Below are 19,331 nucleotides of genomic sequence, written 5' to 3'. Positions count from 1 at the left end.
CGCGGCGTCCGCCTGCCCCTGCCAGGGTCAGGCAGTTGCGTCCAACACGCGGAAACCGGAGCCGCCGCGCCGCTACCTTCGTGAGGGTGAAGGCCATTCGTCGATTCAGTGTGCGTCCCGTCCTTCCGGAGCCCCTACGACCGCTCAGTGAGCTGGCGCGCAATCTGCGCTGGTCCTGGCACCCCGAGACCCGTGAGCTCTTCCAGGCCGTCGACCCCGAGGGCTGGCGGGCCGCCGCCGGCGACCCGCTGCGGCTGCTGGGCGCCGTGCCCGCCACCCGGCTGGCAGCCCTCGCCGAGGACCGCCGCTTCCGGCGGCGGCTCGCCGCGGCCTCCGACGACCTGCACGACTATCTGACCGGCCGGCGCTGGTACCAGGAACAGCCCGAGGGGCTGCCCGCCGCCGTCGCCTACTTCTCGCCGGAGTTCGGCATCACCGCCGCCCTCCCGCAGTACAGCGGCGGACTCGGCATCCTCGCCGGCGACCACCTGAAGTCCGCGAGCGACCTCGGCGTCCCCCTCATCGGCGTCGGGCTGCTCTACCGCCACGGCTACTTCCGCCAGTCCCTCTCCCGCGAGGGCTGGCAGCAGGAGCACTACCCCCTGCTCGACCCCAACGAGCTCCCGCTCACCATGCTCCGCGAGCCCGACGGCACCCCCAGCCGCGTCACCCTCGCCCTCCCCGGCGGCCGCTCGCTGCTCGCCTACATCTGGCAGGCCCGCGTCGGCCGGGTGCCGCTGCTGCTCCTCGACTCCGACGTCGAGGAGAACGCCCCCGGCGAGCGCGAGGTCACCGACCGGCTCTACGGGGGCGGCGGCGAGCACCGGCTGCTCCAGGAGATGCTCCTGGGCATCGGCGGGGTGCGCGCCGTGCGCACGTACTGCCGGCTGACCGGCCACCCCGAACCCGAGGTGTTCCACACCAACGAGGGCCACGCCGGCTTCCTCGGCCTGGAGCGCATCCGCGAACTCGTGGAGCGCGGGGCGGACTTCGACGGCGCACTGGAGTGCGTACGGGCCGGCGCCGTCTTCACCACGCACACCCCCGTGCCCGCCGGCATCGACCGCTTCGACCGCGAGCTCGTCGCCCGGCACTTCGGGCACACCGGGGAGCTCCCCGGCATCGATGTCGAGCGGGTGCTCGAACTGGGCCTGGAGAGCTACCCCGGCGGCGAGCCCAACCTCTTCAACATGGCCGTGATGGGCCTGCGCCTCGCCCAGCGGGCCAATGGCGTCTCCACCCTGCACGGCCAGGTCAGCAGGCAGATGTTCGCCGGCCTGTGGCCGGGCTTCGACCCCGAGGAGGTGCCGATCACCTCCGTCACCAACGGGGTGCACGCCCCCACCTGGGTCGCCCCCGAGGTGCTCCGGCTCGGCGCCCGGCAGATCGGCGCCGGCCGCGCCGAGGACGCCCTGACCGTCGGCGGCTCGCAGCGCTGGGACGCCGTCGCCGACATCTCCGACGCCGACATCTGGGAGCTCCGCCGCACCCTGCGCGAGCAGCTGGTGGAGGAGGTCCGCGAGCGGCTGCGCGCCTCCTGGCGCGAGCGCGGGGCGGGCACCGCCGAGCTCGGCTGGATCGACGGCGTGCTCGACCCCGACGTCCTCACCATCGGCTTCGCCCGCCGCGTGCCGTCCTACAAACGGCTCACCCTCATGCTCCGCGACCGCGACCGGCTGATGGAGCTGCTGCTCCACCCCGAGCGGCCGGTCCAGATCGTCGTCGCGGGCAAGGCCCACCCGGCGGACGACAGCGGCAAGCGGCTGGTCCAGGAGCTCGTGCGGTTCGCCGACGACCCGCGCGTACGCCACCGCGTCGTCTTCCTGCCCGACTACGGCATGGCCATGGCGCAGAAGCTCTACCCGGGCTGCGACGTCTGGCTGAACAACCCGCTGCGTCCGCTGGAGGCGTGCGGCACCTCGGGCATGAAGGCCGCGCTCAACGGCTGTCTCAACCTCTCGGTGCTCGACGGCTGGTGGGACGAGTGGTTCGAGCCCGACTTCGGCTGGGCGATCCCCACCGCCGACGGTACGGCCACGGACGAGGACCGCCGTGACGACCTGGAGGCCGCGGCCCTCTACGACCTGCTGGCCGAGCGGGTCGCCCCGCGCTTCTACGACCGCGGGACGGGCGGCCTGCCCGGGCGCTGGATCGAGATGGTCCGCCGGACCCTGGCCACCCTGGGACCCAAGGTGCTCGCCGGGCGGATGGTGCGCGAGTATGTGGACCGGCTGTACACCCCCGCGGCCGAGGCCCAGCGGGCGCTGAACCCGGACGCGGCCCGGGAGCTGGCGGCCTGGAAGACCCGGGTGCGGGACGCCTGGCCGGGTGTCGCCGTGGACCATGTGGAGGCGGTGGCGGACACGGCCCTGAACGGCACGGCCGAGCTGGGCGCCACGGTCTCGCTGCGGGTGAGCGTGACGCTCGGCGCCCTGGACCCGGCGGACGTCGAGGTCCAGGCCGTGGCCGGCCGGGTCGACCCCTCCGACCGCCTCAGCCGCACCAGCACCTTCCCGCTCAAGCCCACCGCGGGCCCGGGCACCGACGGCCGCCGGATCTACGAGGGCCCGCTCACCCTCGACCGCACCGGGCCCTTCGGCTACACCGTCCGGATCCTGCCCGCGCACCGGCTGCTGGCGAGCGGCGCGGAGCTGGGGCTGGTCACGCTGCCGTCGGAGGCCGCGGACCGGGCGTCGGGGGTGCTGCTGCGCTGACGGGGGCGCCGTCCGGGACGTAGTGAGGCGCCGTCCGGGGGAGGTGGACTCACCCCGGACGGCGCCTGGTTCATGCGGTGCCGTGCGGTGGCCGGCCGGTGGGGGCACCGGACCGGTCAGCGGTACAGCGCGGCGTGGTCGTCCACGTCGGCCGGTTCCCGCGGGTCGCTCAGAAGCTCAGCTTCCAGCTGTTGACGGTGCCGTCGTCGCCGGAGTAGACGTCCTGGACCTGGAGCTTCCAGGTGCCGCTCGCGGAGGCGCCGGTGGCGTCGACGGTGTAGGTCTCCTTGACGTCCTCGGCGGAGTCCCACGGGTCGGAGGCCTTGAGCTGCCAGGACTTGCCGTCCGGGGCCACCAGGTCGATCTTGAGGTCACCGCGGTAGGTGTGCGTGATGTTCACGTCCACCTTCAGCGCCGAGGAGCCGTTGCCGCTGCGGGTCACGACGATCGGCGAGGTGACCGCGTCGCTCGCGTCCGGGATCGCCACCGGGGTGGTGTTCTCGAAGACGCTGCCGCCACCCGTGGTGTTCACGGTCCACTTGAAGGAGGACGTGCCGGTCTGGCCGGCCGAGTCCTTCACCGTCACGGTCACGTTGCTGGTGCCGGTGGCCGTCGGGGTGCCGGAGATCAGACCGGTCGAGGCGTTGATCGACAGGCCGGCGGGCAGGCCCGTGGCCGCGTAGGTCAGCGCGCCGGAGCTGGAGCTCGACGCCTTGATCTGGAGCTGTACGGCGGTGTTCACGATGCTGGTCTGGTCGCCGGGCGCGGTGACCGAGACACCGGTGGTGGCCCGGCTGCCGACGTTGATCGCGGCCCATGCGTTGGCGGTGTTGTTGTACGTCTCGCTGCCGACGCCGAAGAGCTCACCGGCGGCCCACAGCGTGGCGTCGCGCGCGCCCGCGTAGTTGGTGTTGGACTGCATCCGCTGGGTCAGCGCCTTGAACCAGATCTTGGCGGCGTTGTCCCGGCCGATGCCGGTCACGGGCTTGCCGTCGGAGGTCGGGGAGTCGTAGGAGACCCCGTTGACGACCTTCTGGCCGCTGCCCTCGGAGGCCAGGTAGAACCAGTGGTTGGCCGGGCCCGACGAGTAGTGCACGTCGATGGAGCCGATGCCCGAGTACCAGGCGTCCTTGGAACGGCTGTCCTTGCTGGGCTTGTCCATGTAGCGCAGCGGGGTGCCGTTGCTGTTGATGTCGATCTTCTCGCCGACCAGGTAGTCGCCCTTGTCGGTGGGGTTCTCGGCCCAGAACTCCACGGCGGCGGCGAAGATGTCCGAGGTGGCCTCGTTGAGACCGCCGGACTCACCGCTGTAGGTGAGGTTCGCGGTGGCCGAGGTGACGCCGTGCGTCATCTCGTGCGCGGCCACGTCGATCGAGGTCAGCGGCTTGGCGTTGCCGCTGCCGTCGCCGTACGTCATGCAGAAGCAGGTGTCCTGCCAGAACGCGTTCACATAGGCGTTGCCGTAGTGGACCCGGCTGTACGCGCCCTTGCCGTCGCCCTTGATGCCGCTGCGCCCGTGGACGTTCTTGTAGTAGTCCCAGGTGAGCTGTGCGCCGTAGTGGGCGTCGACGCCCGCCGTGGCCGGGTCGCTGGTGGTGCCGTTGCCCCAGACGTCGTCGGCGTCGGTGAAGAGCGTGCCGGTGCCGGACGTGCCGCGGTTGAGGTTGTAGGTCTTGTGGCCGCCGCGCGTGGGGTCGTTGAGCTGGAACGACGGGGCGGACCCCGAGGTGCCGATGGTGACCTTGCCGCTGTACTGGCTGTTGCCCACGCCCTGCTTGACGCCCTGGAACTCGAAGAGCTTCTTGCCGCTCCGCGCGTCCGTGATGACGTGCAGCTCGTTCGGGGTGCCGTCGTGCTGGAGGCCGCCGACCACGGTCTCGTAGGCGAGGACGGGCGTGCCGTTCGCCGCCCAGATCACCTTGCGGGGCGCCCGCTCCGCCTTGGTGGCCTTCGAGCCCTGCGCCTGAGCGGCCTTGACCGCGTCCTTCTCGGCGGTGCCGGCGGCGAACGAGGCGCTGGTCGTCGGGACCGCGAGGCGCGCCTTGGTCGCCTTGGCGACGGTCTTGGGGGTGCCGCCCTTGGTGGCGTCGACGACGAGGTCGCCGCCGAGGACCGGCAGGCCGTCGTAGGTGCGCTCGTAGCGGGTGTGCAGCGTGCCGTCGGCGTCCTTGCTGACGTCCCGGACGACCAGCCGCTCCTTGGCGCCGAGGCCCAGGGTCTTCGCGGTCGTCGCCTTCGTGGCGTTCGCGTCGCGTATCAGCTCGGCGCGCTGCGAGGGGGTGAGCTTGACGGGCAGGGCGCCCGGGTCGGCCTTGGCGACGAGGGTGCGGCCGGTGTCCTTCGCGTCGGTGCGGGCGGTGGCGGAACCGGTCTGCACGCCGACGGCCAGCATCGCCGTCACGGCGACCAGCGCGCCGGTGGCGACTGCGCGCCGATGGGGGGTGGGTCTCACGCTGACTCCTTCTGCGGTGACCACGGTGGGCGTGGCCTGAGGCGGCCGGGCGGCGAACTGGCCGTCCGGGCAGAGCGAGGCAGAACACGTGGAACGTCCCCGGACACGGTGGGCCGCCCGGTGCTGTCGGGCACTCGGGAGCGGCCGGCGTGAGCGGGGGGTGTGGGGGCCGGGGTACGGGCCGAGACGGCGGAGCCCAGAGCGCGCGGCGGAGCCGAAACAGCGAAGCCGATAAGGAGATATGGAGGTAGGCCGGCGCCCGGCAGTGGTGCCGTGGGGAAGCCGTGCGTCGGTGGAGGGAAGAGTGCCACCGCGGGCATGTACGTGTCAGGAGTGCGGCGGCAAGTTGGCCAAAATCCGTCCGTTGACGAAAGAACGTGGTCCGCATAGCGGTGCACGGCCCCTCGGGGCGGTCACGGTCGCCGCCGCCAGCGCGTACCCGGGGTCGCGGGGGGAAGGTGTGAGTCCCCTTCGTGGCACGGGCGCCGGGGAGGACGGAACCGCTGTTCGACCGGAAATGGTGTGGTCCAATGACGGCTTCCCGGGCCGGGTGGCGCGGTCACCACAGGGGCCGGGCGCGGCCCCGGACCGGCGGGCGACCCGGGTGCGGGCGGGAGGGCCGAGCGGGTGCGGCGGGAGGCCCCACCGCCCCCGCGTGCCTCGGCATGCCCCTTCCGGCAGCGCTGACACCGTGATCCGGGGCCCCGGAAATCAGACCAGGCTGTCCCGCCAGGCGCGGTGCAGCTCCGCGAAGCGGCCCGTCCCCGCGATGAGCTCGGCCGGGGTGCCGTCCTCCACGATCCGGCCGTCCGCCATCACCAGCACCCGGTCCGCGATCTCCACGGTCGACAGCCGGTGGGCGATGACCACGGCCGTCCGCCCGCGCAGCACCGTGCCCATGGCCCGCTGGACGGCCCGCTCGCCCGGGACGTCCAGCGAGGACGTGGCCTCGTCGAGGATGAGGACCGCCGGGTCGGCGAGCAGGGCCCGCGCGAAGCCGACGAGCTGCCGCTGACCCGCCGAGATCCGCCCACCGCGCTTGCGGACGTCCGTGTCGTAGCCGTCCGGCAGGGCCGTGATGAAGTCGTGCGCGCCGATCGCCCGGGCCGCCCGCTCCATCTCCTCACGGGTGGCCCCGGGACGGCCGATGGCGATGTTGTCGGCGACCGTGCCGGAGAAGAGGAACGACTCCTGCGTCACCATCACCACCCCGCGCCGCAGCTCCGGCCCGGCCAGCTCGCGCAGCGGAACGCCGTCCAGCCGGACCTCGCCCTCGGTCGGGTCGTAGAAGCGCGAAAGGAGCTTGGCGAGCGTGGACTTCCCCGCGCCCGTCGAGCCCACCACGGCCACCGTCTGCCCGGCGGGCAGCGTCAGGTCGAAGCGGGGCAGCACCTCGCCGCCCGTGCGGTAGGCGAACCGCACCCCGTCGAAGACCACCTCGCGGCCCGGGCCGCCGCCCGTCCGCTCCGGCAGCGGCCGCGGCTCCCGGGGCTCGGGGACCGACGGCCGCTGGGCCAGCAGACCCGCGATCTTCTCCAGGGACGCGGCCGCGGACTGGTAGGAGTTGAGGAACATCGCGAGCCGGTCGATCGGGTCGTACAGCCGGCGCAGGTACAGCACCGAGGCCGCCAGCGCGCCCAGCGCGAGCTCGCCGTCCGCCACCCGGTAGGCGCCCCACAGCACGATCCCCGCGAGCGCGGTGTTGGCCACCAGCCGTGACGTCACCACATAGCGGGCCATCTCCAGCATCGCCGCGCCGTTGGCCTTCAGGTGCCGGGCGTTGAGCGCGTCGAAGTCCTTCTCGTTGGCCCGCTCGCGGCGGAACGCCTGGACCGGCCGGATGCCGTTCATCGTCTCGGTGAACTTCACGATCACCGACGCGACCGCCGTGGACCGCTCCCGGTAGACCAGCATCGAGCGGCGCCGGTAGGAGCGCACCAGCAGATACAGCGGCGCGAAGGAGAGCACGGCCGCGCCACCGACGCCCCAGTCCAGGTACAGCAGCACCGCGGAGACGTAGACCACCGACAGGGCGATGCCGATCAGCTCCTGGAGGCCCTCGTTCAGCAGCTCGCGGATGGACTCGACGTCCGTGGTCGCCCGGGAGATCAGCCGGCCCGAGGTGTAGCGGTCGTGGAAGTCGACGCTGAGCGACTGGGCGTGGCGGAAGATCCGGCCGCGCAGGTCCAGCAGGACGTCCTGGCCGACGCGCGCGGTGATCCGGACGAAGGCGAACTGGAGCAGCCCGGAGGCCAGCGCGGAGACCAGATAGGCGGCGCCGATCAGCGTGAGCGGACCGTGGTCGCCCCGGCGGACGGCGGGCACGCCGCGGTCGATGGCGAACGCGACGAGCAGCGGCCCGGCCTGCACGGCGGCCTGCTGGAGCAGCAGCACCACGACGGCGATCCGCACCGGCCACCGGGCGGGCGCGAGCAGCGAGCGCAGCAGGGCGAGGGAGGCGCCCTTCGGCGCGGGCAGCACGTCCTTGTCGAAGGGATCGGAGGAGCCCGTGGAGTCCGTGGAGTCCGCGGAGTCCGTGGGGCCGGCGGGGTCTCCGGGACGGGGGGTGCCGGCCGGGCCGGAGGCGGTCCGGCCCGCGGCCGGTTCCTCCTCGGCGGTCCGTTGATCGGGGGCGCTGGTCGTCATCGGGTCCGCCCTTCCTCGCCGCGGGGCTCGCCGGACATCAGGGCGGCGTACTCGCGGTTGCCGTGGAGCAGTTCGTGGTGGGTGCCGACGGCGGTGACACGGCCCCCGGAGAGCAGCGCCACCCGGTCGGCCAGCAGGACCGTGGACGGGCGGTGGGCGACGATCAGCGCGGTGGTCGTCGCCAGCACCTTCCGCAGGGCCGCCTCCACCATGGCCTCGGTGTGCACGTCCAGGGCGGACAGCGGATCGTCGAGGACCAGGAAGCGGGGCTCGCCGACGACGGCGCGGGCCAGCGCCAGCCGCTGCCGCTGGCCGCCCGACAGGCTGAGGCCCTGCTCCCCGACCTGGGTCGCCGTCCCGTCCGGAAGGTCGTGCGCGAAGTCGGCCTGGGCCACGGCCAGTGCCCGTACGAGCTCGGGCTCGCCGGCCCCCTCGGCGCCCATCAGGACGTTCTCGGCGACGGTGGCGGAGAAGAGCGTGGGGTCCTCGAAGGCGACCGAGACCAGCCGCCGCAGCCGTTCGCGGGGCAGCGCGGCGATGTCCTGGCCGTCCAGGGTGATCCGCCCGGCCGTCGCCTCGTGGAGCCGGGGAATGAGCGCGGTGAGCGTCGTCTTGCCGCTGCCCGTGGTGCCGACGAGCGCCATGGTCTCGCCGGGCCGGATGTGCAGATCGACGCCCCGCAGCACGGGCGGCGCGTCCGCCGGGGCGTCGGGATAGCGGAACTCCACGCCCTCCAGGCGCAGTCCCGCCGCCTCGTCGCCCCAGGCGTCCGCTGCCTTCGCGGTCCCCGCACCGGCCTTCCCGGCCGCCGCCCGCGGCGCCGGCACCGACGCCGGCTCACCCGCGGGCGGCCGGGAGTCCATCACCTCGAAGAAGCGGTCCGCGGCCGTCGCCGACTCATTGGTGATCGCCAGCAGGAAGCCCATCGACTCCACCGGCCACCGCAGCGCCAGCGCCGTCGACAGGAACGCCACCAGCGTGCCCGCCGACAGATCGCCGTCGGCGACCCGCATCACGCCCAGCACCAGCGCCGCCCCGAGGGCCAGCTCCGGCAGGATCATGATCACCGCCCACACCGCCCCCAGCAGGCCCGCCTTGCGCAGCTCCGTGTCGCGCACCCCGCCGGCGAGCGCCGCGAACGCCCGCTCCTGGCCGCGGTGGCGGCCGAAGCCCTTGACGACGCGGATGCCGAGGACGCTCTCCTCGACGACCGTCGTCAGATCGCCGGTTCGGTCCTGTGCCGTGCGCGCCGCCTGGGAGTAGCGCTCCTCGAAATACCGGCACAGCACGATCAGCGGCACCACCGGGGCCAGCAGGACCAGCCCCAGCGTCCACTCCTGCGTCAGCAGGATGAGGAAACCGGCCACGATGGTCACGCCGTTGACCAGCAGGAAGGTCAGCGGGAACGCGAGGAAGATGCGCAGCAGCATCAGATCCGTCGTGGCCCGGGACAGCAGCTGACCCGAGGGCCAGCGGTCGTGGAAGGAGACGGGCAGCCGCTGGAGGTGGCGGTAGAGCGACGCCCTCATGTCCGCCTCGACCCGTGCCAGCGGCCGCGCCGTCAGCGCCCGGCGCGCCCAGAACAGCGACGCCTCCGCGCTCCCGAGCACCAGCAGCACCAGACCGCCCAGCCACACCCCGGAGGGTTCGCGGTCGGCGACCGGGCCGTCCACCATCCACTTGAGGGCCAGCGGGATGACCAGGGACATCAAGGACCCCAGGACCGCCATCAGGGCGGCCGCCAGCAAGCGGCCCCGCACCGGCCGGACATACGGCCACAGACGGAGCAGTGAACGGACGGTCGAGCGGCGCCGGGGCCGGGCGGGGTCTCCTCGGGTCTCAGTCATCAGGAGCGAGACTACGGTTCACCACTGACACCGTTCACTCGTTTTTCGGGCCCGGAACCTCCGTTACGGGGATCGCCGTTCCCCGGCTCCGCGCCCGCAGCAGCAGGACCGAGCGGGCCCGCACGGCGACGGGCGAGCCCGCGGCCCGCCGGTCGCCCGGGGCCGCGTCCTGCTTCTCCAGGGCGGTGTTCACCAGGAGTTCGTAGGTGTCCGCCCACGGCGGCCCGGGGAGAGTGAAGCGCACGGGCCCCTCGCCGGCGTGCAGCACCGCGAGGAAGCTGTCGTCCGTGACGGGCTCGCCCTGAGGGCCGCGCTCGCTGATGTCACGGCCGGAGAGGTACATCCCGAGGGTGGCCTTGGGGGCGTACCAGTCGTCGCGCGTCATCTCCGTGCCCTCCGCCGTGAACCACGCCAGGTCCCGCAGGCCGTCCGCCCCCTGCGGGCGGCCGGAGAAGAACGCCCGGCTGCGCAGCACCGGGTGGGCGCGGCGCAGCGCGAGCAGCCGGCCGGCCAGGTCCCGCAGCGCCCGCCAGCCCGGGTCCTCCAGCAGCGACCAGTCGACCCAGCTGGTGGCGTTGTCCTGGCAGTAGGCGTTGTTGTTGCCGCCCTGGGTGCGGCCCATCTCGTCGCCCGCGACCAGCATCGGCACGCCCGTCGACAGCAGCAGGGTGGTCAGCAGGTTCCGCAGCTGCCGCCGCCGCAGGGCCAGGACGCCCGGGTCGTCGGTCGGGCCCTCCGCGCCGCAGTTCCAGGAGCGGTTGTCGCCGGTGCCGTCGCGGTTGCCCTCGCCGTTGGCCTCGTTGTGCTTCTGTTCGTAGCTCACCAGGTCGCGCAGGGTGAATCCGTCGTGCGCGGTGACGAAGTTGACGGAGGCGTAGGGGCGGCGGCCGCCCCAGGCGTAGAGGTCGCTGGAGCCCGAGAGGCGGTAGCCGAGGTCGCGCACGTCCGGCAGGGCGCCGCGCCAGAAGTCCCGTACCGCGTCCCGGTAGCGGTCGTTCCACTCCGTCCAGAGCGGGGGGAAGGCGCCCACCTGGTAGCCGCCCGAGCCCACGTCCCACGGCTCGGCGATGAGCTTGACCCGGCGCAGCACCGGGTCCTGGGCGATGACCGCGAGGAACGGCGAGAGCATGTCGACGTCGTGCATGGAGCGGGCCAGGGCCGCCGCCAGGTCGAAGCGGAAGCCGTCGACGCCCATCTCCGTCACCCAGTACCGCAGCGAGTCGGTGATCAGCCGCAGGACGTTCGGCTGCACCACGTGGAGGGTGTTGCCGCAGCCGGTGTAGTCGGCGTAGCGGCGGGCGTCGCCCTGGAGGCGGTAGTAGCGGCGGTTGTCGACGCCGCGCAGCGAGAGCGTGGGGCCCAGCTCGCCGCCCTCCGCCGTGTGGTTGTAGACGACGTCGAGGATGACCTCGATGCCGGCCGCGTGCAGGGCCCGGACCATCCGCTTGAACTCGCCGACCTGCGGGCCCCGGGTGCCCGAGGCGGCGTAGCCGGCGTGCGGCGCGAAGTAGCCGATGGAGTTGTAACCCCAGTAGTTGCGCAGGCCCCGCCTCAGCAGGTGGTCCTCGTGGGCGAACTGATGGACCGGCAGCAGCTCCACCGCCGTCACGCCCAGCCGCGCCAGGTGCTCCACGGCCGCCGGGTGCGCGAGCCCGGCGTATGTGCCGCGCAGGTTCTCCGGTATGCCGGGGTGGCGCATGGTGAAGCCGCGGACGTGCAGTTCGTAGATGACCGAGTCGGCCCAGGGGGTCTTCGGACGCCGGTCGTCCGCCCAGTCGTCGCCGTCCGCGACGACCACGCCCTTGGGGACGTACGGCGCGGAGTCGCGCTCGTCGCGGACGGTGTCGGCGACGTGCTGCTGCGGCCAGTCGCGGACGTGGCCGTACACCTCGGGCGGCAGGGTGAAATCGCCGTCGACCGCGCGGGCGTACGGGTCCAGGAGCAGCTTGGAGGGGTTCCAGCGGGCGCCGGTCCACGGGTCCCAGCGGCCGTGGACGCGGTAGCCGTAGCGGCGGCCGGGGCGGACGCCGGGGACGAAGCCGTGCCATATCTCGTGGGTCAGCTCGGTGAGGAGGTGGCGGGTCTCGCGCTCCCGGCGGCGGGGGCCGCCCTCGCCACCGGTGCCGGGGCGGGCGCCGGAGCCGTCCGGGGCGTCCGGGCCGCCCGGGCGGCTGTCCGCCTCCTCGTCGGCGTCGTCGAAGAGACAGAGCTCCACGGCCTCGGCGCCGCCGGCCCACAGGGCGAAGTTCGTCCCCGCCACCCCGTCGGCGCCCGTCCTGAAGCGGGCGCCGAGCGGTTCGGAGCTGCCCGGCCACACCGCGGCGGGCGGCACCCCCGCCCGGCCGGCCCGGGGGGCCCGGGGCCGGCCGTTGGCCGCGGCCGTCACGGCCGCCGTGGCCGGGCCGGTGCCGCCGCCGGCCGTACGGGGCCGCTCCGGGGCGCGCCCGAACCCGTCGTCCTGTTCCGCCTCTTGCTCGGGTGCGCTCGACACGTCTTCGCCTCCGGCGGCTCTCGGCCGGCACGCCGGGCACCCGGCTTCCCGTACCGGGCGTCGGCGGTCCAGTCCTTCCCCCAGTTCTGCCCACATCCACGGGCGCGCTCACACATGTGATCGGGCCCGCCGCGCGGGCGCGCGGGCCGGTGCCGCCGACCCGACCCCCGGTGTCAGGCCCGTGGTTGGCCGGATTAAGATGCCTCACTCCGGCCACCGGCCGCACCTCATGCGCGCGGAGCGCGTCACCGTCCCCAGGGCCGTCGCCGAGCTATCCCATTCGGGACCGAACGGTGACATTCCCCAGGGGCCGAGCTGTCCCTGGCATGTGGTTATCTATCGCCGAAGCGCGAGCCGCGCTCTGGGGGCTCCGCTTGGCCGCGGGCCGTGCGAGGGGAGACGAACCGTAGTGAACGTGCAGCCGACATCGAGAGGGCGCGCGGGCCGCAAGGGCCTGTCGGCGCTGCTGCTCGGAATGGTGTTGCTGCTGGTCAGCGCCTGTGGTGGCGATGACGAAGGCAAGAAGAAGGGCGAGAAGGTCGTCGACGACGGCAAGCCCTCGAAGGCCGTCGTGGAGATCGCCCCGAAGGACGGCGCGAAGGACGTCGAGACGAGCGGCAAGCTCAAGGTCACCGCGGCCCAGGGCAAGCTGACGTCCGTCAAGGTCGCCGACGGCAAGGGCAGGACCGTCGAGGGCAGGATAACCGGGGGCGGTTCGGCCTGGGAGCCGACCGCCCATCTGGCGGCCTCCGCGAAGTACACGGTGGACGCGCTGGCCAAGGACGAGGACGGCCGCACGTCGGCCAAGCACGCGTCGTTCACGACGCTCACCCCGCAGAACACTTTCGTCGGCTACTTCACGCCGGAGGACGGCGAGACCGTCGGCGTCGGAATGCCCGTATCGATTACTTTCAGCCGCGGCATCACCGACCCGAAGGCCGTCGAGCGGGCCATCAAGGTGACCGCCGAGCCGGCCGTTCCGGTCAAGGCGCACTGGTTCGGCAACGACCGCGTCGACATCCGTCCCGAGAAGTACTGGGCCGCAGGGACCAAGGTGAAGGTCGATCTGAACCTCGACGGCGTCCAGGGCCGCGAGGGCGTGTACGGCTCGCAGACGAAGACCGTGAAGTTCACGGTCGGCCGCAGCCAGGTCAGCACGGTCGACGCCAAGTCCCACCAGATGACGGTGGAGCGGGACGGCAAGGTCATCAGGACCATCCCGATATCCGCCGGCGCCCCCGCCAACCCCACGTACAACGGCCAGATGGTCATCAGCGAGAAGCACGACGTGACGCGCATGAACGGCGCCACCGTCGGCTTCACCAAGGGCGACGGCAAGGGCGAGTACGACATCCCGGACGTGCCGCACGCGATGCGCCTCTCCACCTCCGGCACCTTCCTGCACGGCAACTACTGGTCCGGTTCGTCCACCTTCGGCTCGGAGAACGCCAGCCACGGCTGTGTGGGCCTGGAGGACCAGCGCGGCGGCGGCGACCCGAACACCCCGGCCGCCTGGTTCTACAAGAACTCCCTCGTCGGTGACGTCGTGGTCGTCAAGAACTCCGACGACAAGACGATCCAGCCGGAGAACGGCCTCAACGGCTGGAACATGCCGTGGTCCGAGTGGGGCAAGAGCACCCCCGCGGCCGGCTGACGACCCGTTCCCGTACGGCCCGCGGCCCGGAGCACTTGTGACCGAGTGCACCGGGCCGCGGGCCGTTAACCGGGATTAACCTGTTGTCATGACTGTGCATCTTGAGGTTTCCGAGGGTGTCGGCACGCTCCGTCTGGACCGGCCGCCGATGAACGCCCTCGACATCTCCACGCAGGACAGGATCCGCGAGCTCGCCGAGGAGGCGACCCGCCGCGAGGACGTCCGCGCCGTGGTGCTCTGGGGCGGCGAGAAGGTCTTCGCGGCCGGTGCGGACATCAAGGAGATGCGGGACATGGACCACGCCGCCATGGTGGCGCGGTCCCGCGGTCTCCAGGACTCCTTCACCGCCGTCGCCCGGATCCCCAAGCCCGTCGTCGCGGCCGTCGCCGGCTACGCCCTGGGCGGCGGCTGCGAGCTCGCGCTCTGCGCCGACTTCCGGATCGCCGCCGACAACGCCAAGCTCGGCCAGCCGGAGATCCTGCTGGGCCTCATCCCGGGCGCGGGCGGCACCCAGCGGCTGGCCCGGCTCGTCGGCCCGTCCAAGGCCAAGGACCTCATCTTCACCGGACGCCAGGTCAAGGCGGACGAGGCGCTGGCCCTCGGCCTCGTCGACCGGGTCGTACCGGCGGCGGAGGTCTACGAGCGGGCGCTCGAGTGGGCCACCAGGCTCGCCGCCGGGCCCGCGCTGGCGCTGCGCGCCGCCAAGGAGGCGGTGGACACCGGCCTGGAGACCGACATCGACACCGGACTCGCCATCGAACGCAACTGGTTCGCGGGGCTGTTCGCGACCGAGGACCGGGAGATCGGCATGCGGAGCTTCGTCGAGGACGGGCCGGGCAAGGCCAAGTTCGTCCGGCCGTCCGCCGGTTGACGGGCCCCCGCCCCGGCCCGGCGGCGCCCGGGCCGGGGCGGGTCCTGCGCGGGGTTGCCCCTTGTGGGGGAATTCCCGGACGGGCGGGCCTGTCCGCGCGGGCCTGTGGGGCCGCTCCGGGCGATCATTCTTACGGGGGCGGTCGCCGCAGGTCAGTATCGATTTTCCGGGCAACTGCCTGCCCATGGCATATGTCGTCCCGGCCCCTTGGAGGGCGGGATTCCGCTCAATCGAATCCCCCCGTTCCAGCCCATGACGTCTTTACGGCGGCCATGATGGGTGACATGGCGGGCCTGGATGGAACGGAGCAGCCGCGACAGCGGGGCGGGGCGGCCGCGGTGCGGTGGTCACCGGTAGTGGACGGCGAACCGGCGCTCAAGTCGTTCGACCTGTTCGGTAACCCCGCGCTCGGGGAGGTCCGGCTGCCCTCGCGCCCTCAGTCGGCCGTGGCCGCGCGCCGGCTGACGCAGGCGGTGGTGCAGCGGCAGTGGGGCCTCTCGGCCCAACTCACCGAGCACGCCGTCCTGCTGGTCTCCGAGCTCGTGGGCAACGCCGTCCGCCACACCGGGGCCCGGTTCTTCGGCCTGCGGATGCTGCGCCGCCGCGGCTGGCTCCGGATGGAGGTCCGGGACCCCTCCCGCGGGCTGCCGTGCCTGATGCCCGTCCATGAGATGGACACCAGCGGGCGGGGCCTGTTCCTGGTGGACAAGCTCTCGGACCGGTGGGGCGTGGACCTGCTGGCGCGGGGCAAGACGACCTGGTTCGAGATGCGGGTCGCGGACCGCTGACGGACTCCGGTGGTGAGCCTCGCCGACTCACTACGGCGACGGGCCCCGGTGACAGGCTCCGGCCGGGGAAAACGAAGAGGCCCCCATGCGTCGGAGTGCGACGGGCCGGGGGCCTCTTCGTGTCCGCCGCGGAGAATGGGGTGTGTTCCACGGCGGGATGCGCGACCTGGCCCGGGTCAAGGGAGGGTCGACGCGTCGACTATGACAGACGGCTCCGTTCCAGCCAAAGCGGCTATCACGTCATATTCGGGCAATCCGGATAAGCATTCTCGGTAATCCAAGGTGAGATGAGACACCTGCCTTGTAAACCATGAATGAACCAGCAGTAACTCCTATTTTTATGCGGAGTCCGTGTCGGTGCTCGCGGGCGTGGGCATTCTGGAGTGTCATGTCCCGGACCACCCTGGAGGGCCGTCTTGGAAGAGAACCCCGCCGCCGTGTATCCGCCCACCCACTGGATACCGGCGGACAGCGCCAACTACACGGTCTCCGGCCGCCCGGCCGCGTACCCGGTCGATCTCGTGGTGATCCATCTGACCCAGGAGACGTTCCCCGACGCGATGCGGATCTTCCAGGACCCGGCGGCCAAGGTCTCCGCGCACTACATGGTCGCCTCCGCCGACGGCTACATCGGCCAGTTCGTCCGGGAGAAGGACATCGCCTGGCACGCCGGCAACTGGAACCGCAACACCCGCAGCATCGGCATCGAGCACGAGGGCTGGATCGACCGGCCCGAATACCTCACGGACGTCCTCTACCGCGCGTCGGCGCGGCTGACCGCCGCCGTCTGCGACCGCTACGGCATCCCCAAGGACCGTACGCACATCATCGGCCACGACGAAGTCCCCGGATCCACCCATACCGACCCCGGTCCGTACTGGGACTGGGACCGCTATCTCAAGCTGGTGAGCGACGGCCGCTAATCTGTGCCGGTCACACCAGCACACAAGGGGAGGCCCACATGGCCGACATCGCCGACATCGAGGCGCGCAAGGCCGAGGCGCGGAAGGCTTTCGAGCGGTTCGACGTGGACGGGGACGGCCTGATCACGGCCGCCGAGTACAAGAGCGTGATGGCTCAGCTCGGCGACTTCCAGGTCACCGAGACGGTGGCCCAGGCCATCATCAACAAGAAGGACGGCAACGGCGACGGCGTGCTGTCCTTCGACGAGTTCTGGGCGTCCCTCAACGACTGACCCGGCCCCGGCGCGGCGGCCGGGTCAGCGCCAGCCCCTGCGCTGCGCGCCGGCCCGGCGCCGCCGGTCGTTGCACAGCAGACACCGGCCCCAGCCCGGGGGCAGCGGGTCCTCCGTGTCGCCGTAGAGCGGATCGACGGCTCCCTTGGGGTGCTCGGCGCATCCGGTGGCCGTCGCGCCGGCCCCCAGGGCATTGGCCGCGGCCAGCGCCCGGCGCAGGGCGTCGGCGAGCTGATCGGCCTCATGGGCCGCCGGTGCGGCGTCGAGAGCGAAGGCGATGTCCGAGGCGGTGTTGAGCGCGCTCTGGAGTTCGCGCAGGTCTGCGTAACTCATGCTCGTGAGCGTAACCGCCGGCACTGACAACGCCGCCCCCGGCCGGTGTACGGTCGGCGCCATGCCCGCCGCCGCGCCCGCCGCGTACCTCGCCGTGACGACCACGACCGACAGCGAGGAGCGCGCCCGGCTCCTCGCCACCACCGCCGTCGAGCGCCGCCTCGCCGCGTGCGCGCAGATCGACGGACCGATCACCAGCCACTACCACTGGCGGGGCAAGGTCGCGTGCGATACGGAGTGGCGGGTGCTGTACAAGACGACGGGGGAGCGGTACGCGGAGCTGGAAGCGCACATCAAGGGTGCGCATGGGTACGCGACGCCGGAGGTCATCGCCACGCCGATCGTGGCGGGGAGTGACGAGTACTTGGCGTGGGTGCGGGCGGAGACGACGGCGGAGGGGTGAGCGGTAGGGGGGCGGGGGTGCCGCTGCGCGGGGCTTTGTCCCCAGCACCGCCCCTTCCCGAAACCGGGCGAATTCAGCCCGGCCGGCGCTTGAGGCCACCGCGCGTCAGCGCGGAAAGGGGGCCCGGGGGCGAAGCCCCCGGTTTCGGGAAGGGGCGGGTAGGGGACAAAGCCCCGCGCAGCGGCACCCCCCCGGCTCAGACCGCGCCGATCCACCATCTCTGCGCCCCAGAACCCCCGTCACGACCGTCCCGCACCCCCTCCCCCCACGCACCCCGCCGCGCGACCTGCTCCCACACCCGCCCATCCGCCTCCGCCACGACCTTCACCCGGCCGCCACCACTCCCGCTCACCCGCTCCACCCGGAAGCGCTGCGCCGCCGAGTCCGCGTCGCACAGGGACGTCACCAGCAGCCCGCCCCGTCGCTCGACGCAGCGGTAGGGCTCGGCGACGGACTGGTACTGGCGGGTGTCCGGGCTGTAGCGCCAGGACTGGCGGTACGCCGGGGCGTCCTCGCAGGGCTGGAGGGCCACGAGCCAGGGCCGTGAGGTGCCGCGCGGGTCGCGGTACGCCGAGCCCTCGGCCGTGAGGCAGCCGCCGTACGCGGCGCTGTGGATCCGTACGGCGGACGCCGGTGCGGGGGCGTCCGCCACGGCGGCGGGGGAGGCGAGGCCGAGGGCGGCGACGGCGGTGCCGAGGAAGGCGACGGTGGAACGCAGGGGACGGCTCATGGCGGGAACTCCTCGGATCAGGGGGACGACGAGGAACTGCGAGAGGGCGTTGACATTACTGACGGCGTCAGGGTGCTGACACGCTGTTTCCGGCCATGGTCATCTGCCGGTGAAACCGCTGGTCGGACGGGATATCCTCACCGAAACTTTACGAAATACGAATAAAGGACGGTAAGGGCCTTGAAGGCGATACGTAAGACCGTCGTGGCGGCCACCGGCGTCGCGCTCGCCCTGAGCCTCGCCGCGTGCGGCGGCGGTGACGGCGGGAACACCTCGGACGGTTCCGGCGCAGGCGACAGCGCGGGGCGGAAGGACGACGGCGCGGACAAGGCGCTCAAGTCGGCGGATCCGGTGACGGCCCTCAAGGCCGCCGCGGCCAACGGCGCGCGGCAGAACACCTACCGTGCCAAGGGGACGCTGAAGGACGAGCAGGGCGACTCCGTCACCGAGGGCGCCTTCCAGGTGAAGCCGCACGCCTCCGACATGAAGGAGACCGGCCGGAAGACGGCCGAGGCGCCCGACGGCGTCACCCACGTCATCGCGGTGGGCGACAAGATGTACTTCAACTCGCCCATGGTCCCCGGCAAGAAGTGGTGGGCCTTCGGCGTCGGCGGCGCGAAGGACACCGACCCGTCGGAGCCCTTCGTCCGGATGGCGGCCACCCTCACGACCGCCAAGGACCTCCGGCACGCCGGTGTCGAGACGGTCGGCGGCCGCCGCGTGGCCCACTACCAGGGCACGGTCGTCGTGTCGGAGCTCGCCGCGTACAAGGGCGACGCGATGAAGGAGAACGACCGCGACTTCACCGTGAACGCCTGGAAGGAGAAGGGCCTGGAGAAGATCGCCCTCGACGTCTGGGTCGACAAGGACGGTGTGATCGCCAAGACCCGGGAGGCCGGCAAGGGCTCCAAGGGCGAGTACGCCGCGGCCGACGAGTACAGCGACTTCGGCGCCGACCTGAAGATCCAGCCGCCGCCGGCCGCGGAGACCGCGACCGAGAAGGAGGCCATGGAGGCCCAGGCGAAGAAGAACAAGTAGCGGGAGCGCGCGCGAGGCGGACGGCCTCCGGGCCCCGGGCGTGCGCGTCACCGTGTCGCCCACACGCCGAGTGCGGCCCGGGGCCTCCACCCTCACCGCACACGCGCGGAGGGCGGGCGCCGGGTCCCGGCGCCCGCCCTCCGGCGGTGTGGATCAGTACGCGTACGCG

General features: G+C 72.5%; 14 protein-coding genes. 8 read left to right on the top strand and 6 right to left on the bottom strand.

Going from position 1 to position 19,331, the window contains the following annotated elements; translation table 11 throughout:
• Window positions 1-86: 86 nt before the first annotated feature.
• Window positions 87-2,714 (top strand): alpha-glucan family phosphorylase, encoded by a 2,628-nt coding sequence (gene glgP, locus LUZ64_RS21955; protein WP_095582557.1) that lies wholly within the window; start codon window positions 87-89, stop codon window positions 2,712-2,714.
• Between the two features lie 169 nt (window positions 2,715-2,883).
• Here glgP and LUZ64_RS21950 read toward each other — a convergent pair whose 3' ends face one another.
• The 4 genes from LUZ64_RS21950 to glgX form a co-directional block, all read right to left on the bottom strand.
• Window positions 2,884-5,166 (bottom strand): M4 family metallopeptidase, encoded by a 2,283-nt coding sequence (locus tag LUZ64_RS21950; RefSeq protein ID WP_095582558.1) that lies wholly within the window; start codon window positions 5,164-5,166, stop codon window positions 2,884-2,886.
• Between the two features lie 711 nt (window positions 5,167-5,877).
• Window positions 5,878-7,812, bottom strand: coding sequence for an ABC transporter ATP-binding protein (locus LUZ64_RS21945; protein WP_095582559.1), 1,935 nt, complete (start codon window positions 7,810-7,812; stop codon window positions 5,878-5,880).
• Window positions 7,809-9,659, bottom strand: a complete 1,851-nt coding sequence (locus LUZ64_RS21940) for an ABC transporter ATP-binding protein (RefSeq protein ID WP_095582560.1) — start codon at window positions 9,657-9,659, stop codon at window positions 7,809-7,811. Before LUZ64_RS21940 ends, LUZ64_RS21945 begins: the two co-directional genes overlap by 4 nt.
• Before the next feature lie 34 nt (window positions 9,660-9,693).
• On the bottom strand, window positions 9,694-12,150 hold the full coding sequence (gene glgX / locus LUZ64_RS21935) for a glycogen debranching protein GlgX (RefSeq protein ID WP_372471965.1): 2,457 nt from the start codon (window positions 12,148-12,150) through the stop codon (window positions 9,694-9,696).
• A 409-nt stretch (window positions 12,151-12,559) separates the two neighbouring features.
• Here glgX and LUZ64_RS21930 point away from each other — a divergent pair, with 409 nt between their 5' ends.
• From LUZ64_RS21930 to LUZ64_RS21910, 5 genes are all read left to right on the top strand, one after another.
• Entirely contained in the window at window positions 12,560-13,804 is a 1,245-nt protein-coding gene (locus LUZ64_RS21930; protein WP_372471966.1) for a L,D-transpeptidase, read from the top strand.
• 88 nt (window positions 13,805-13,892) lie between these two features.
• Entirely contained in the window at window positions 13,893-14,675 is a 783-nt protein-coding gene (locus tag LUZ64_RS21925) for an enoyl-CoA hydratase/isomerase family protein (RefSeq protein ID WP_095582561.1), read from the top strand.
• A gap of 284 nt (window positions 14,676-14,959) precedes the next feature.
• Complete coding sequence (locus LUZ64_RS21920; protein ID WP_095582565.1) at window positions 14,960-15,463, top strand: ATP-binding protein; 504 nt, start codon at window positions 14,960-14,962, stop codon at window positions 15,461-15,463.
• Window positions 15,464-15,879: 416 nt separating this feature from the next.
• Window positions 15,880-16,386: an N-acetylmuramoyl-L-alanine amidase gene (locus LUZ64_RS21915; RefSeq protein ID WP_232389958.1), complete on the top strand. Its 507-nt coding sequence runs from the start codon at window positions 15,880-15,882 to the stop codon at window positions 16,384-16,386.
• 47 nt (window positions 16,387-16,433) lie between these two features.
• Window positions 16,434-16,658: an EF-hand domain-containing protein gene (locus LUZ64_RS21910; protein ID WP_095582566.1), complete on the top strand. Its 225-nt coding sequence runs from the start codon at window positions 16,434-16,436 to the stop codon at window positions 16,656-16,658.
• Between the two features lie 24 nt (window positions 16,659-16,682).
• Here LUZ64_RS21910 and LUZ64_RS21905 read toward each other — a convergent pair whose 3' ends face one another.
• Window positions 16,683-16,991: a hypothetical protein gene (locus LUZ64_RS21905; protein ID WP_087926168.1), complete on the bottom strand. Its 309-nt coding sequence runs from the start codon at window positions 16,989-16,991 to the stop codon at window positions 16,683-16,685.
• A 61-nt stretch (window positions 16,992-17,052) separates the two neighbouring features.
• Between LUZ64_RS21905 and cutA the strand changes: the two genes are divergently transcribed.
• Entirely contained in the window at window positions 17,053-17,394 is a 342-nt protein-coding gene (gene cutA / locus LUZ64_RS21900) for a divalent-cation tolerance protein CutA (protein ID WP_095582567.1), read from the top strand.
• A gap of 196 nt (window positions 17,395-17,590) precedes the next feature.
• On the opposite strand, the gene LUZ64_RS21895 is transcribed toward cutA, so the two are convergent.
• Window positions 17,591-18,124 carry a ricin-type beta-trefoil lectin domain protein gene (locus LUZ64_RS21895; protein ID WP_232389959.1) on the bottom strand — a complete coding sequence of 178 codons (534 nt, stop codon included), beginning with the start codon at window positions 18,122-18,124 and terminating at the stop codon, window positions 17,591-17,593.
• A gap of 180 nt (window positions 18,125-18,304) precedes the next feature.
• Here LUZ64_RS21895 and LUZ64_RS21890 point away from each other — a divergent pair, with 180 nt between their 5' ends.
• A complete protein-coding gene (locus tag LUZ64_RS21890) occupies window positions 18,305-19,162 on the top strand; it encodes an SCO4651 family lipoprotein (RefSeq protein WP_095583748.1) in 858 nt (285 codons plus the stop codon).
• Window positions 19,163-19,331: the final 169 nt, after the last annotated feature.

This window comes from Streptomyces albireticuli, from assembly GCF_021228125.1.
GTDB lineage: Bacteria > Actinomycetota > Actinomycetes > Streptomycetales > Streptomycetaceae > Streptomyces > Streptomyces albireticuli.
Note: the sequence above shows the minus strand (reverse complement) of the source record. Positions and strands in the feature narration are given on the sequence as shown.